A 15,079-nucleotide genomic window follows, 5' to 3' on the forward strand; every position below is an offset into this window, starting at 1 on the left:
AGATCACTGATAGCTCGGCGGCACCCACAGCAGCTGTGCGGCGACCAGCCCGCGGTCGCGGCTGACGATCTGGGCACGGCCGGGGATCGCCGGGATCGCCTTGACCTTGCCGATCAGCTGTCCCTCCTCGGGGTTTCCCGAGAGCAGGATGCCGGTGGCGCCCAGGTCGGTCATGCGCTGGATGATCGGATCGTAGGCGGCACGGCTCGCTCCACCGGTGCGACGCGTGAGGATCACGTGAAGACCGAGGTCTGCCGCCTGCGCGAGCAGCGGGGCGAGCACCGCGACGGGGTTGCCCTGCGACGTCGACACGAGGTCGTAGTCGTCGATCAGCACGAAGCCCTCTGCGCCCTTCCACCACGACCGTGAGCGCAGCTGGTCGGGCGTGACGTCGGGGCCGGGGATGCGGCTCTGGAAGAACTGGGCGAGCTCGCTCATCCCACCCTCGGTCATCTCGTGCGAGGTGAGGTAGGCACCGAGGTAGTCCTGCGGGATCTCACCGAGCAGCGCGCGACGGTAGTCGACGACGAAGATCTTCGCCTCGGTCGGACCATAGAGACGCGTGATCTCGTGCACGACACCGCGGAGCATCGACGACTTGCCCGAATCTGCGTCGCCGTAGAGATAGAGCAGCGGCTCTTCGAGCGGGTCGATCGAGAACGGCGCGAGGTTCGCCTCGTCGATGCCGAGCAGGATCTCACGCGGCTCCGAGCCGTCCGCCGACGCGGCGGCGGCCACTGCCCGGAGGTCGGCGTGGCTGATGCGCGAGGGCAGCAGACGCAGCTTGGGGCCGGCGGGGCCGTGCCATGCGGATGCGACGCGGGTGACGAGATCGTCGATGCCGCCGGCGAGCGAGGATGCGTCGTCGACGCCGTCGATGCGCGGCAGCGCCGTGAGCATCTGCAGGCCGTTCTCGTTGAGACCGCGACCAGGGATCGCCGTGACGTTCTCGGCGGCCTTGCGGTTGACCTCGGAGTCCGTCGGGTCGCCGAGCCGCAGCTCGATGCGGGTGCCGATGAGGTCCTTGATGTTGGCACGGACCTCCATCCAGCGCGACGCCGTGATGATGATGTGCACGCCGTAGGTGAGTCCTCGCGCGGCGATGGCATGGATCTGCGGTTCGAGCATCTCGAACTCCGCACGCAGGGTTCCCCAGCCGTCGACCATGAGGAAGATGTCGCCGTATCCGTCATCGGCGAGTCCTTGGGCGCGGCGCTGTCGGTAGGTGTCGATCGAGTCGATGCCGTTCTGCCGGAAATACACCTCGCGCGCGTTGAGCAGGCTGGTGACCTCGGCGACCGTGCGGCGCACGATGTCGGGCTCGGAGCGCGTCGCCACGCCGCTGATGTGCGTGAAACGCTGCAGTCCCGTGAAGCTGCCACCGCCGAAGTCGATGACGAAGAACTGCACCTCCTGTGGTGTGTGCGTGAGGGCGAGGGCGACCAGCGCGGTGCGGGCGAGGGTGCTCTTGCCGCTGAGCGGCGCACCGACGATCGCCATGTGACCGGCCGCGCCCCCGAGCGAGATCGCGAGATTCTCGCGCCGCTGCTCGAGCGGCACATCGACGATTCCGAGCGGCACGGTGAGCGCCCCAGCACCTCTCCACCGCGGCGAGATGAGTCCGAGGGCGGGGTCTTCGACGAGATCGCCGAACAGCTGATCGAGGGTGGCAGGGGTCTCGAGCGGCGGCAGCCACACCTGGTGGGCCGCCGGCCCTCGTCCGCTCATCATCTCGACGGCGATCTCGAAGCTGTTGCGCTTCTCTTCGGGCTCGGCGTCGACGACGACCTCGGGCTCCTCGACCGTCGTCTCGGCTCGCCACACCGGCGCCGCGGTGAAGAGCTCGACCGCGGTCGAGCCCGTGCTCTGCGCAGAACCGGATGCCGCACGGCGCCGACGGCGGGGCGGGGGTCCTGACACGTAGGCGGCACGGAACTGCGTCATGGTCTCGGTGTCGGACTTCAGGATTCCGGCGCCGGGCTGCGTGGGCAGGTGATAGGCGTCGGGGACTCCGAGGACGGTGCGCGATTCGGCGGCGGAGAAGGTGCGCAGACCGATGCGGTACGACAGGTGGGTGTCGAGTCCGCGGAGCTTGCCCTCTTCCAGACGCTGCGACGAGAGCAGCAGGTGCACCTGCAGCGAACGGCCGAGTCGGCCGATGTTCACGAAGGTGTCGACGAACTCGGGCTTCGCCGACAGCAGCTCCGAGAACTCGTCGGCGACGATGAGCAGCGCAGGAAGCGGCGCGAGGTCGGTGCGGCCGCCACGACGGGCCTTCTCGTAGTCGGCGACGTTGGCGAAGGGTCCGGTCGCCCGGAGCAGTTCCTGACGCCGAACCATCTCACCCTGCAGCGCATCCTGCATGCGGTCGACCAGCGAGATCTCCTCGCCGAGGTTCGTGATGATCGCCGACACGTGCGGCATGTCGGCCATGCCTGCGAAGGTGGCTCCACCCTTGAAGTCGACGAGCACGAAGTTGAGCTGCTCGGGCGAGTGGGTCATCGCGAGCGCGAGCACGAGCGTGCGGAGGACCTCGGACTTTCCCGAACCGGTCGCACCGATGATGAGGCCGTGCGGGCCCATGCCCTGCTGAGCCGACTCTTTGATGTCGAGGATCAGCGGGCTGCCGTCTTCCGTCTGCCCGATGGGCACACGCAGCCGATCCCGCTCGAGACGCGGCGACCAGGCCGCATCGAGATCGAGATCACGGACGTCGGGGAGGCCGAGCAGCTCGACGAGCTCGGCCTGATCGGTCGCGCTCTTCTTCTTCGTGATCGTCGTGCCGCCCGAGTAGAGGGCGATGAGTCGCCGGGCGGTCGCCTCGGCTTCGACGATGCTGATCGCGTCGGCCTCGAAGGGGCGAGCAGGCACCTGCAGACTGACGAGCTCGGCTCGGCTGCCCTTGTCGCCCGGCGCGAACGCGATGCGCAGGGCGTTCGGGTCGTCGAGATCGCCCCACCGGGAGGGGAGGTCGATCACGGTCACCCCCTGCACGCCGTCGCCGCTCGCCAGCACGTCGTTGAACGAGGTGGTGATGCCATCCGTCAGGATCACGATGTGCGGCGCCTTGACGCCGGAGCCGTCGCGGGCGAAACGCGGCCGCTCGCGCACCTCAGCGGGGAGCATGTCCTCGAGCTCTGACAGCTGAGAGCCGATCATGCGTGCGGCGCCGAGACCGTCCCTGACCGTGCGCGAATGCGTGTGCGGCATCCACTTGGCCCATTCCCACTGGGGCAGCACGGCCGCGTCAGCGGCGATCACGATCTGCACCGTGTCTGGGTCGTGCATGGTCGCGAGGTGCAGCAGCATGGCGCGCGCGAGGCCGCGGGATTCGGTCTCGTCTCCCGTGATCTCGACACGGGCGTAGTCGCGCAGCGTGATGCCGAGCGAGAGGTTCTTCTGGATCTCGTGCGTCAGCATGAAGCGATGCGCGGCCGATGCGGCGACCGGGTCGAGCTGCGCGAGCGGGGGCAGCTCGGGCGCCTCGAGCGAGATGCACAGCGGCTGGTCGCTCGTGCCGACGCGCACGGAGAGGAAATCGGGGTCGTTCACGCCGCGCTCCCACACCCTCGTGCGCTCTTCGGCGATGTAGGGCAGGGCCGAAGGCGCAGGAAGGTGCCAGTTCGCCGCGCGGCGCTGCTGCCGCGCCGCGACCCTCACTGTCTGGCGCAGCTCGGTCAGGTACGCGAGGTACTCCCGACGCTCGCCGAGAGTCGCAGCCTGACGCTGCGATCGCTGACGCCAGCCGTTCACCGCGACGAACCCGAGCGACGACAGCAGGAACATGCCGCCGGTGAGCAGACCCGTCACCGACTGGTTCGACATCGTGACCATGACGATCGCACCCACACTGCCCAGCATCGGCAGCAGGGATCCGAGGATCCCCATGCCGCCGTCATTGGGCTGAAGCTCAGGGGGCGCCTGAACGGGGAGCTTTCCGGAGGGGACGCGGGGCGGCGCGAGACGGGGTCCTGTCATGCTCTCTCTCCGGCGCTGCTGTCCGTGGCCAGCAGGAGGCTGATGGTGAAGCTGCGGTTGCCGATCCTGACGCGATCCGCGTCGTCGAGCAGGACGCGCTCACCGGCGACGAGCTCGGTCGTCTGCCCGTCGTCGGATCGGATGTCGGAGCCGTTGGTGGATCCGAAATCGGTGACCCAGGTGCGGCCGCGCGAGTGCTCGAGGCGCAGGTGCGTCTTCGACACCGAAGAGTCGGGGTCGGTCACGATCACGAGTCGGTCGTCGTGCACACTCGCCGCAGGTGCGCGTCCGAGGTTCGCCGCGAGCGGCAGCCCGAGCTGCACGCGCTGCCCGGTGTCGAAGATCAGGAGCAGCGCTCCGGACTCGGATGCCTGGGCGGCGGGATCGGACTGCTGTGCTGCGGCCGGGGCGACGGTGAAGAGCGGCCTGTTGTCCCCCTGCGACACGGGTGCGGGCGTCTCGGTGCGGTGCGAGGCCGCGCGAGAGTCGGTCGGCTCGGAGTCCTCGTCGATGACGGACGGGTGTGCGCCCAGAGGCACGACCTGCGGAGGCGCCAGAGGGGCGGCGGCCTCGGCGACGGAGACCTTCTGCTGTGCGTCCGCGGCGGCACGAGGCGGGACCGAGACCACGACGGTGCCGGCGACGCGATCGGCCCAGGACTGACGGCGACCACCGCGATCCCACGCGCTCGACGCGACGACGACCCAGCTGCCGACCGCCACCAGGAAACCGGCGCCCGTGATGATCGCGCGCACGAACTGGCGCCCGACGCCCGGCGAGTAGGGCCGGTCGCCGCGGGCGGCGCGCAGACGAAGCACGGCGTTGCCGAGGGTGAGTCCGGTGCGCGCTTCGAGCACGCAGAGGAAGATCGCGAGCTCGGCGGCCGTGAGCCCTGCGAGCAGCATGCTGCGGGTGGTGATGAGCACGATCGCCGCGCTGAGGATCACTGCCGCGGCATCGAGTGTGAAGGCGGCGATCCGCGCTCCGGTCCCCGCCGGCGCGCCGACGAAAGCCGGGCCGAGCCCGTCAGAGGGGCGTCTCGTCCTGGCGCGTGTCGAGACGATCGGCGTCGGTGCGGGAGGCGTGGATCCCGACCGCAGCGGTGCGCCGTCGACTCCGGGCGGAGCCGCGATCAACGCCGGCGGCAGCGCGGGGATCTCACCAGGCTGGCCGGGTCCCGGATGCACGGGTGGGATGGTGCCACCGCCCGGCCAGGGCTGTGGTTCGCCGTTCCCGATCATCCCGCCATCATTCCACGAAGGAGGGACAGCGCATTCGCGTAGAGGAGCGCCGCGGGGAGGGCGAGCGCGACGGCGAGCCATTCGAAGGCGTCTCCGAAGCGCGACCAGACGAGCGAGCTCGCGCCGCGCGAGATGGGGATGATGACCGCGACCGCGGTGAGACCGACAGCGAACAGCACAAGGGCACCGAGCACCTGGAAGCCGTCGCCCATCGCGGCGGATGCCTGCAGACCGGCGACCAGGAACACGACGGCGGCGGCCGCACGGGGAAGCCAGCGGAGGATGCGCGAGGTCGTGTGCCGGGGTGTCAGCAGCAGCGCGAGGCCGACGCAGACGAGAAGTGCGATGCCTCCGGAGATCACGAAGGGGTCGTCCGGCCACGGACGCAGGAACGCGAGGGGGGTCATCAGAGCGGCGACGATGCTGAGCACGGCGGTTCCGGCGATGAGTCGTGCCGAGGAATCGTCGACGACGGCGATGATGCGCTCGGGTCGCAGGAGACCGACGGACTCGGGGATGGCTCCGCGGACCGTCCAGCGACTGGTCATGAAGTGCTTGTAGTCGATGAAGTACCCCTCAGGGAGGTTCACCAGGCTGCTCGGCAGAGCGCGCAGTCCGAGCGGCACGAGTCCGAGCGAGATGGCGGCGGCCTCGGCCGGTCCCCAGCGCAGCAGCAACGCGAGCCCCCAGACCGCGGCGACGCCGACGAGGAGCACGGTCGCGGTTCCGGCGGCCGCCCGCATCGGACGCGCTCGGGCAGAGACGGCGATGACCGCCGTGGTGATTCCGGCGGCGAGAAGACCTGCGGCGGCGGAGAGGTGCGCGCTCGCGTCGAGTTCCGCCGGGATCAGGAGAGCGCCCGCGGCGAACGAGAGGAGGACCGGGGCGAGGACCCCGAGGATGCCGCGCACCCCTGCCGCCGAATCCCGGCGCGACCATGCGACCGCTCCGCTGACGGCACCGACCACGAGGAAGAGACCGATCAGGAGTCTGAGCAGCGGATCTCCGGCCCCCTGTGCGAAGACGGCGACGAGCAGCAGCCCGCTGACCGCGAGCATCCACCATCGAGCACCGTGGTCTGCGCGTGACGCCCGTTCGTTCGTCACCGCAGGTCGGGCCTGCGGCGCCAGCGCCGTGCGGTCGATGAGCGCATAGAGACCGCCATCGACGAGGTCTTCGCACTCGGTGTCCCCGGGGATCTCGAACCCGCCGGGACCGATCGTCACGAATCGATCAGCCGTGGACAGTCCGCTGAGGATGAGTGCGTCGTCGAGGGTCTCGTCGAACGGAAGCGAGAGATCGAATCGACGATCCTCGCTCTGAAGAACGATCCGACGCCGCTCTACCGTTTCGACTGACATACCTGAACCCTATCGACCGTGTGCGGCTCTCGCCGCGGCCCATCCGACCACTGATCACCCTGATGCCGAGGGCGTGCACGGCATCCGCCGCCCACGCTCTCCGCCGCCCCGTGGATCAGTCTGTGTGCTCGTCACGGGAGCCGGCCTGCGCGCTCTTCGCACGCGGACCACGCTCCTCTTCATCTTCGAGCTTGGGGGCGATCGGGCCTCCGAGTCCGGAGCGCTTCGCCTTGTCCTCCTCGTCGGCTCCGCCGGCGCCCATCATGCCCATGCCGGGGCGACCACCGGCCGCACCGGACGAACCGGCACCGGCCGAGCCCGACGCAGAACCGGGGCCGCCCGCGCCGCCCACGCCACCCACGCCACCCACGCCACCGACGCCACCGCGAGCAGTGCCGCCCGCGGCCGTTCCGCCGGCAGCGCCGGACGCGGAGTTGCCGAGGAGCCCGCCGCCCGACTTGAGCCCTGCGCCGGATGCCGAGCCGCCGATTCCTCCCATGCTGCCGACACTGGCGATCTTCGAGCTGGCGGCGATCGCCGCCGCTCCCGCACCCCCTCCGACGACGCCACCCAGGCCGCCACCGCCACCGGGCAGGAACGCCCCAGGAAGCGAACCGCCCGGGGACGCACCAGAACCAGGGCCGCCGGCCCCACCGGGGTAACCGCCACCACCCGTGCCGATGGGCGCCCCGGGGAGCACCCCGCCGCCGGGGTGATCGACCGAAGGGTCGCCGTCTCCGCTGCCCGAGCCGTCGGGGTCGACGCCTTCCACCCCACCGGGATAGGTCGGCTCCCAGCCGCCGGGATACGTCGGCTCCCCACCGCCGGGGTACGTCGGCTCCCAGCCGCCGGGATACGTCGGCTCCCAGCCGCCGGGGTTGAGGCCGCCGCTTCCACCCCCGCCGCCGGGGTGCGTCGGGAACGTCGGCGTCGAGGGCTGCTGCCCGCCGCCGCCGGCCCCGGGACCCGAAGGCGACGACCCTCCTCCGGGATAGGTGATCTGCGGACCATCGATGCCCGTCCCTGGGTCGACCGGCTTCTCAGGCGGGGTGGGTACTGCGACGCGCGGATCGAAATCCGCCAACGTCGAGGATGCCTTTGTGAGCGACTTCGCCGACGGCGAGAGGTCCCTCTCGATCTGATCGACGATCTTCTTCGCTTCCTCCTCACGCTGGTTGCCGAGGAACCCGCCGATCACATCGAGGGCCTTGTCGGCGGCGAGCGGGCCGAGCACCGGGTGCACGACGACGGATCCCACCTTGGCCGCGTTCGCCCAGAACGGATCGACGGTGGCTGACGGGAGCTCCGCGGCCGCGGCGTTGCGGCGGTAGGTGTTGGCGTGTTCGATCGTCTCGGTGAGATGCCCCACGTACGTCTCGATCATCCGGAAGTTCTGCTGCAGCCGAGCCAGCGCGCTCCGCGCAGCCTCTGCAGAGCTTCCCTCCCACGCCGCCGACTCGAGCACAGTGCCCAATGCGCGGTCCAGCGTAGTGAGTGCCGTCCGCAACGACGCCGCCTTCGGAATCCGCCAGTCCTCGAGCCCCCGGATCCGTTCGAGCTCGGTCTCGTAGGGCCCTGCCCCTTGACTACTCACGATGGTCTCCCCCTTGTTGTGTCGTCTGTCGCCGAGACGATCTCGTCAGGACCACGGCGAGCACCACGCCGCCGATGACGAGAATCGCGATCACGACTCCCCCGCCGACCAGGAACGGCATCGCGTCGACGCCCTCCGACGACGCCCCGCCGGCCGGATCGCTCGTCGGCTGCGAGGTGGCTTCCGCCTCGAGCAACCGGGCTTCCTCGTCCACGGTGGCCTGATTGGGAAGAGCGTCCTCGTTCTCCGCGTCGAAGAGCGGATTCACATCCGGATACTTGGTCGGGTCGACCGCGAGCATCCCCGTGAGCGAGATCGCTCCGTACCCACCGCTGTTGTCCCACTTCGGCTCGTGTTCGCCCTTTGTGCCCGTGTTGTGGATCAGGCTCTGGATGAGCTGATTCGAGGTGGCATCCGGATATTTCTGCTTCACCACAGCCAGGAAGCCCGCGGCGATCGGGGCAGCGAACGACGTGCCTGACCGCAGCTGCTGTGCGTCCCAGGAATCAGCGGTCCCCTGCGCGATGACGTCGAGTCCGGGCGATGCGATGATCACGTCGTCGCTCAGATTGGGCGACGGCTCTGCGAGCGCCGGGTCGTACGTCGAGTACTGGATCTGCCCGTCAGGACCGAACGCCTGAACCGCGATCACCCCGTTGTAGCTCGACGGCCAGTCGCCCACTCCGCCGACGTTCGGGAGAGAGCCGAGCACCACCACACCGGCCGCGTGCGCCTTGGCCACCGCATACGACGCGTCGACGAGCCCCCCCAGAGAGACGGAGATGATGTCGGCGCCGTCATCCACCGCATCCGAGATCGCCTGGGCCAGGCCCGACGCGAGGTTCCTCTCTTCCCGGGTGTCGCCGTCGCCGATCAACTCGCCGTTCTCCTGAAGGCATGTCGAATCGACGTCGTTGCCCTGGGGCGCACTCGAGGTGACCATCGAGTTGTAGTAGAGCACCTTCGCGCCGGGCGCCACGCCCCTGATCGGCGTCCCGCCGACGGCTTCGCCGGTGCCCAGGATCATCGACGCCACATTCGTGCCGTGGTTCGCGGCCACATAGTCGGACGACACCGCGTCGTACCTCTCACCTGAGGCATCGAAGCAATATGACTCCTCGCGCACCTCGAGGTCTGCTCCCCGAAGTCCTGGCGCGTCAGGATTCACCTGCGTGTCGACCACAGCGATCGTGACTCCGGCCCCGTCGAAACCCGCATCGATCGCCGCCTGCACCTTGCCTCGAGTGAAATACCAGAGCCCGCCTTCCGACGCGTCTGTGGCGGCGGCAGCCGGGACCGCGACCGCGATGCTCAGCGCGACCACGCCGATCACTGCAGCGATCGACCGCCGCACTCGGGTCATCAGTAGTCCATCTCCTCAGGCTCCTCGGCGGCGGCATCCGTCTGCCCGCCGACCGGCGTCTGCTGGCCTGCCGGCGTCTGCTGGCCTGCCGGCGTCTGCTGGCCGGCGGAGTCGAGCAGGGTCAGGATCAGTTTCGCCTCATCCGCGAGCGCGGCATCCTGCTCTGCGATCTCCGTGACCGCCTGTCGGATCGCCTGGTTGGCGTCGTTGAGAGCGGCGATCGAGTTCTCCGTGACGGCACCCATGCCCTGGGCGACCTGAGTGACGGCCACCCGGAACTCGGCGGTGGCCTTCGATGACCCGCCCTCAGACACGGCCACCTCGGATGCGGCAGGGAACTGCTGCATGTCGCGCTCGATGCGCTTCAGCTCGGCGAAGATCTGCTCGAAGTCGAATGCGATGGCCATCGACAACCCCTCCCTGTTGACTACGGCGATTCCCGTGACATCTGCTGCGCCCTCCGACTCGATCGCCGAACAGCACAGCAGACGGCGCGGGCCCGGCGCATCTCTGCGTCGGGCCCGCGCCGGAGATCAGGCTCCGAAGCGCCCGGCGGCCGACTTGTCGGTCTGGACGTACTGGCCCGAGATCTCCTCGGTCTTGCCCGCGATCTGCGTGAGAAGCTGCTGCATCTCACTCAGCGAACGGTTCCACTTGGCCTGAGCCTGGTCGTAGGCCTGCTGCGCGGAACCATCCCACGCCGCACGCAGCTTGCCGACCTCGGACTCGAGACGGTCGAGCTCTGAACGGATACCCTGCGACCCGCTGCGGATCTGCGCTGCCAGAGCGTTGACCTGCTCCGGGCGAACTGACATCGACTGCATCATGTTCTCCTTGAAATCTCTGTGGTCGTCGCTCAGGAACCCATCATCGAGCCGAGGCCCGAGATGGTCTGCTGGTGAGCTTCTTCGGTTGCGGCCTGGTCGCGCTCGGTGCCTGCGAGGGCATCCTCGAGCGTCACGAGGACCTCGTTCAGCTGACGAGCCTGCTCGTCCCAGCGGGACATCAGCGTCGTGAACGATGCGGCAGCCGCACCCGTCCAGAAGCCGCGCAGCTGCTCGATCTCGCTGCGGACCTTCTTGGTCTGCTGGTCGATCCCGGACTTGGTCTCCCGCACCGCCTGGGCTCCGCGGCGCAGAGCCCCTTCTTCTGCGGAGATGACATCAGCCATAACTCACTCCCTCCGGTCCTCACGGACACACGTGCGGGGGAGCGCATCCCTGTGTTGGGACGACTTCGAAACAACCCCCCACGATTCGTTTCAGGAGCCAGGCTAGATCACATCGGCGGGATGCGCCATAACACCAGCTGTATCCGCACAGCATTCGTGCGTTCGATGGAGAAATCGTCCCGCCTCGCGACTACGCGTTGCCGCACGCCTCAACTAGGGTGAAAGGCGGAATGCGCAGCCACGGGTCTCCTCCCGCTCGGTTGCACACCATGGAGGGGGCATCGTTCCATGACTCAGAGCGCAACGGCAGGCACCGTGCTGCGGCTTTCCGTCGTCAGCGACGACCGCCGGCTTGATGTCGGCGTGCCATCGCAGATCCCGCTCGTCGAGATCATCCCCGGCTTCGCTCGGAGTCTCGGCGTGCTCGACCCGACGCTCACCCATGGCGGCTACTCGCTGCAGCGAGCCGACGGCACACCCCTCGACCCCGCACGCGGAGCCGCAGCGCAGGGCGTGCACGACGGGGAGCTGCTGACGCTCGTGCGGGGCGGCCTGATGCAGGAGCCGCGTGTGTACGACGACGTCGTCGAAGCGGTGATCGACGCCACGGCCGAGCAGCACGGCTCCTGGACGCCGGCAGACAGTTCGCGCACCGCCCTCTTCGTCAGCCTCACCTTCCTCGCCCTCTGCGCGCTCCTGCTCGTCGCGACCCCGCCCACCTCCCTTCTGCCCGCGATCATCGCGGCGTCGGGGGCGGTCGTCCTCAGCGTCGCGGCCGCCGTGCTCATGCGCCTCCGTCAGCCCGAAGCCGGGCACGCGCTCGGACTCACCGCCGCGGCCTACGGCGGACTCGCGGGCTACCTCGCCGTTCCGGTGCAGAGCATCTGGGGCTGGCCGCTCGCCGCGATGGGACTGGGCCTCGTCATCGTCGGCGGCCTCGGCCTCGCCGTGACCCAGGAGAAGCCCGAGATCCATCTCGTGCCCATCGCACTCGGCGCCTCGATCGGCATCACCGCGACCACGGCCGCGATCTTCGGCGACGCACTCGCGCCCTACGCGATCATGCTCGCGACCACCGCACTGCTCGCGAACGGCATCCCGTGGCTCGCGCTCAGCTCCACGCGCATCCGGGTCATCTCGCCGCAGAGCGACGCCGACATGTTCGCGGCGCCGGAGCCGATCGACGCGGACGAGGTCAAGCGTCGCGCAGCGGCAGGGACGCGCACCCTGATCGCACTCCGTGCAGCGCTGGGCCTCGCGGCCCTGACGGCGACGCCGTTGGTCGCTGCGAGCGGCGTCTTCGGCGCCCTGCTGTGCGTGCTCGCGTTCGTCGGGATGATGTTCCAGTCTCGGCAGATCTACGCCCGCCTCGGCGTGCTCGTGCTGATGGCGATCGGCGCGATCGGGCTCGCCGTCACCGGTGTCACGGTGGCACTGGCCCTGCCCGACGTCCGCACCTGGATGCTCCTCATCCTCGTCGTCGCCACCGTGATCCTGGTCGGGCTCACGCTGCTGACGCCGAAGGCGCGTCTGCGGCTCACGAGGCTCGGCGACACGGTCGAGGTCATCGCCCTCGCGCTGCTGCTGCCGCTCGGCGTCACGACGGCCGGGCTCGTCTGACCCATGGCGACCAAGAAGGATCTGATCGAGGCCCAGGGCTTCAGCAGGCGACGACTGCTCTCGGCGTTCACCGGTGGAGCCCCCGGGGGCAAAGAGCTCGACCCCGCGAAGCCGCTGCGCGCGGTCGTCGCCGGAGTCGCGCTCACGATCGGCGTCATCCTCGTCGGGGTGTTCTGGGGGATCATGCAGCCTGGACTCCCGGGCGACTGGCAGAACAACCGTCTGATCGTCGCCACCGACACCGGGGCCCGCTACGTCTCGGTCGAGGGAACGCTGTACCCGGTGATCAACACGGCGAGCGCACGACTGCTGATCCCTGCCGGCGAGTTCAAGGTCGTGCGCACGGATCAGGCCGCACTCGACGGCATCCCGGTCGGCCCCTCGATCGGCATCCTCGGCGCACCGGACGACCTGCCGGCCCCGAGCGCCCTGATCAACTCGTCGTGGACGGCCTGCATCGACGACACCGCTGGTGCGTCTGTCTCGCTGTCGAGCACGCCGATCGCCGAGATCTCCACCGGGACCGGCGCCGTCGTCCAGCGCGGCGACGAGCTGTTCGTGATCGCCGACGGTCTCCGATACGCCGTTCCGTCGGACGACGCCAACGCCGTGCTCCGCGCCGTCGGACTCGGCACCGCCGACATCCTCGAGGTCGACGGGCGTTGGCTCAATCTCTTCGAGTCGGGCGAGGATCTCGAGCCGATCAGTCTCAACGCGATGGGAGCCTCGGTTCCCGGCACCGATCTGACGGCGGGGACGATCGTGCACACGCAGGGCAGCCCCGCGGAGGAGCGCTATGTGGCGCTCGCGACCGGCGAGATCGCTCGCCTCAGCCCGCTCGCCTACCAGCTCTACCTTCTCGGCAGCGGGCAGGAGGCCGGCGCCGAGCAGGAGGTGTCTCCCGCGGAGATCGCAGACGTGGAGACACGTCCGTTCATCGGCGGTGAGGACTGGCCGACTCTCCCGCTGACGACGCTCGCTGCGGGCGAGACACCGTGCGCGATGGTCACCGATGATGCTCGCACCGTGCTCGGAGCGACCACGACCGAGCTGCCGGAAGAGCGCTCCGGCGTCGACGTCTCGGTCGGCGGCGGCGCCCTCGTCGAAGTGAGCGGAGCGTCTGACGACGCGGCGGGCCTGGCCGTGCTCATCGACGAATCAGGCACCGCGTTCGCGATCCCCGGTGCCGCCGCGGAACAGAGCGCGGAGGACGCGGCGAGCGGCCCCATCGCTCAGCTCGGCTACTCCCCCGACGACGTCGGGCGTGTGTCCGACGCGTGGATCGAGTTCTTCGCCGCCGGCCCTGCACTGACCTCCGAAGCCGCCAGAGAGTCGCCCGGCTCAGGGACGAAGTGATGCGTCGACGCAGAACCGCCCTTCCCGCCCTCCTGGTGGGCGCGATCGCGCTCGGCGCCGTCTTGACGAGCGCGCCGGCATCGGCGGCCACACTCGGCTCGACCGTGCCCGCAGCCACTGCCGGAGAGGCCTGCACCCCGGGCACCAGGGTGTTCACACCCGAGGCCCCGCCGGCCCTCGCTCTGCTCGGCGCCGAAGACGCCAACCGCGTCGCCACAGGCAGAGGAGTCGTCGTCGCCGTCGTCGACTCGGGCATCGATGCGGGAAATCCGCATCTCGCCGGAGTCGTGATCGGCGGTGTGGATCTCGTCGGCGACGGCGAGCGCGCCGATGGTCTGAGTGACACCACCGGGCACGGCACCGCGATCGCCGGCCAGATCGCGGCACAGCCGGTCGACGGTTCCGGGGTCGTCGGGCTCGCGCCGGACGCCCGTCTGCTCTCGGTGCGGGTGTTCCGCAGCAACCAGCAGCAGGACAAGGACAAGGGCTTCGGACCGACGTCGCAGCGCATCGCGGACGGCATCCACTGGGCGGCCGACAACGGCGCCGACATCATCAACGTCTCGATCTCGCAGGAGACCGACTCCCCCGACCTCCGTGCGGCGGTGGAACACGCGTCAGCCGTCGGAGCCCTGGTCGTGGCGAGCGGCGGCAACAGGGCATCGGACCCCGATGCGAAAGACGGCGCTCGCTACCCCGCAGGTTACGAGCAGGTGCTCGGAGTCAGCGCCGCCGACGCCAGCGGCCGCGCGAACGATGCATCGATCCATGGCCCGCAGGTCGGCGTGACGGCTCCCGGGATGAATGTGCTGAGCGCGGCGCTCGGCGGTGGAGACTGCATCTTCGCCGCCGACGCCCCCGCATCGAGTTTCGCGACCGGATACGCCAGCGCGGCCGCGGCTCTGGTGGCCGAGGCGCACCCCGAGGATCCACCGGCCGGATGGGCATACCGGCTCACCGCCACGGCCCTGCGAGACGACGCCGACAACCGTGACGACGTCAACGGATGGGGATTCATCCAGCCGTTCGCGGCCATCGAGCTGCTCCCGGACGAGACGACGCGAGGGCCGGTTAGCCCCTACTTCGACACCAGCGAGAGCGCGGCGCGCCCGCCTGCCGCCGCCGTGAATCCCGACCACGGCGCATCGCCGTTCCTGCTCACACGGGAGGCCGCACTCTTCACGACCATCGGCGGAGCGACCCTGCTCGGTGTGCTCGGCATCCTCATCGTGCTGCGCCGCCGCAGAGAGCAGCCTGCCGTGGATCCGGTGGAGATCGAACGTGAGGGCGGGCTGCTCAACGTGCCCGGGCCGGGCTCCGCCGATACGGGCAGATCTCTCTGAACCGAGCGACGCGCTCGAGGCCCTAGGGCGGGGGCAGTCGGATCATGTACGG

11 protein-coding genes are annotated in these 15,079 nt (G+C 69.6%); 3 read left to right on the forward strand and 8 right to left on the reverse strand.

The window, feature by feature from the left end; translation table 11 throughout:
* Positions 1–3: 3 nt before the first annotated feature.
* The 8 genes from OB895_RS09080 to OB895_RS09115 form a co-directional block, all read right to left on the reverse strand.
* Positions 4–3,978, reverse strand: a complete 3,975-nt coding sequence (locus OB895_RS09080) for a type VII secretion protein EccC (RefSeq protein WP_042542243.1) — start codon at positions 3,976–3,978, stop codon at positions 4–6.
* On the reverse strand, positions 3,975–5,219 hold the full coding sequence (locus tag OB895_RS09085; protein WP_042542242.1) for an FHA domain-containing protein: 1,245 nt from the start codon (positions 5,217–5,219) through the stop codon (positions 3,975–3,977). Before OB895_RS09085 ends, OB895_RS09080 begins: the two co-directional genes overlap by 4 nt.
* Positions 5,216–6,580, reverse strand: coding sequence for a hypothetical protein (locus OB895_RS09090; RefSeq protein WP_042542241.1), 1,365 nt, complete (start codon positions 6,578–6,580; stop codon positions 5,216–5,218). The genes OB895_RS09085 and OB895_RS09090 overlap by 4 nt, the downstream gene beginning before the upstream one ends.
* A 115-nt stretch (positions 6,581–6,695) precedes the next feature.
* Entirely contained in the window at positions 6,696–8,174 is a 1,479-nt protein-coding gene (locus OB895_RS09095; protein ID WP_153302123.1) for a WXG100 family type VII secretion target, read from the reverse strand.
* On the reverse strand, positions 8,167–9,537 hold the full coding sequence (locus OB895_RS09100; protein WP_079112185.1) for a S8 family peptidase: 1,371 nt from the start codon (positions 9,535–9,537) through the stop codon (positions 8,167–8,169). The genes OB895_RS09095 and OB895_RS09100 overlap by 8 nt, the downstream gene beginning before the upstream one ends.
* A complete protein-coding gene (locus tag OB895_RS09105; protein WP_079112184.1) occupies positions 9,537–9,944 on the reverse strand; it encodes a hypothetical protein in 408 nt (135 codons plus the stop codon). Before OB895_RS09105 ends, OB895_RS09100 begins: the two co-directional genes overlap by 1 nt.
* Before the next feature lie 126 nt (positions 9,945–10,070).
* Positions 10,071–10,352 (reverse strand): WXG100 family type VII secretion target, encoded by a 282-nt coding sequence (locus OB895_RS09110; RefSeq protein ID WP_079113895.1) that lies wholly within the window; start codon positions 10,350–10,352, stop codon positions 10,071–10,073.
* A gap of 41 nt (positions 10,353–10,393) precedes the next feature.
* Positions 10,394–10,708, reverse strand: a complete 315-nt coding sequence (locus tag OB895_RS09115; RefSeq protein ID WP_042542236.1) for a WXG100 family type VII secretion target — start codon at positions 10,706–10,708, stop codon at positions 10,394–10,396.
* A 288-nt stretch (positions 10,709–10,996) separates the two neighbouring features.
* On the opposite strand from OB895_RS09115, the gene eccD reads away from it, so the two are divergent.
* Genes eccD through OB895_RS09130 form a run of 3 tightly spaced genes read left to right on the forward strand, consistent with a single transcriptional unit; the run spans position 10,997 to position 15,027 of the window.
* The gene (gene eccD, locus OB895_RS09120) at positions 10,997–12,328 is read left to right on the forward strand and encodes a type VII secretion integral membrane protein EccD (RefSeq protein WP_042542235.1); all 1,332 of its coding nucleotides are present in this window, start codon (positions 10,997–10,999) and stop codon (positions 12,326–12,328) included.
* A 3-nt stretch (positions 12,329–12,331) separates the two neighbouring features.
* On the forward strand, positions 12,332–13,684 hold the full coding sequence (gene eccB / locus OB895_RS09125) for a type VII secretion protein EccB (RefSeq protein ID WP_042542234.1): 1,353 nt from the start codon (positions 12,332–12,334) through the stop codon (positions 13,682–13,684).
* Entirely contained in the window at positions 13,684–15,027 is a 1,344-nt protein-coding gene (locus OB895_RS09130) for a S8 family serine peptidase (protein ID WP_079112183.1), read from the forward strand. The genes eccB and OB895_RS09130 overlap by 1 nt, the downstream gene beginning before the upstream one ends.
* Positions 15,028–15,079: the final 52 nt, after the last annotated feature.

This window comes from Microbacterium forte (assembly GCF_031885415.1).
Classification (GTDB): Bacteria; Actinomycetota; Actinomycetes; order Actinomycetales; family Microbacteriaceae; genus Microbacterium; species Microbacterium forte.

Coding starts and splice junctions, on each gene's coding strand:
- OB895_RS09080 (WP_042542243.1), bottom strand. CDS start 3,978: ATGACAGGACCCCGTCTCGCGCCGCCCCGCGTCCCCTCCGGAAAGCTC.
- OB895_RS09085 (WP_042542242.1), bottom strand. CDS start 5,219: ATGATCGGGAACGGCGAACCACAGCCCTGGCCGGGCGGTGGCACCATC.
- OB895_RS09090 (WP_042542241.1), bottom strand. CDS start 6,580: ATGTCAGTCGAAACGGTAGAGCGGCGTCGGATCGTTCTTCAGAGCGAG.
- OB895_RS09100 (WP_079112185.1), bottom strand. CDS start 9,537: ATGACCCGAGTGCGGCGGTCGATCGCTGCAGTGATCGGCGTGGTCGCG.
- OB895_RS09105 (WP_079112184.1), bottom strand. CDS start 9,944: ATGGCCATCGCATTCGACTTCGAGCAGATCTTCGCCGAGCTGAAGCGC.
- OB895_RS09110 (WP_079113895.1), bottom strand. CDS start 10,352: ATGTCAGTTCGCCCGGAGCAGGTCAACGCTCTGGCAGCGCAGATCCGC.
- OB895_RS09115 (WP_042542236.1), bottom strand. CDS start 10,708: ATGGCTGATGTCATCTCCGCAGAAGAAGGGGCTCTGCGCCGCGGAGCC.
- eccD (WP_042542235.1), top strand. CDS start 10,997: ATGACTCAGAGCGCAACGGCAGGCACCGTGCTGCGGCTTTCCGTCGTC.
- eccB (WP_042542234.1), top strand. CDS start 12,332: ATGGCGACCAAGAAGGATCTGATCGAGGCCCAGGGCTTCAGCAGGCGA.
- OB895_RS09130 (WP_079112183.1), top strand. CDS start 13,684: ATGCGTCGACGCAGAACCGCCCTTCCCGCCCTCCTGGTGGGCGCGATC.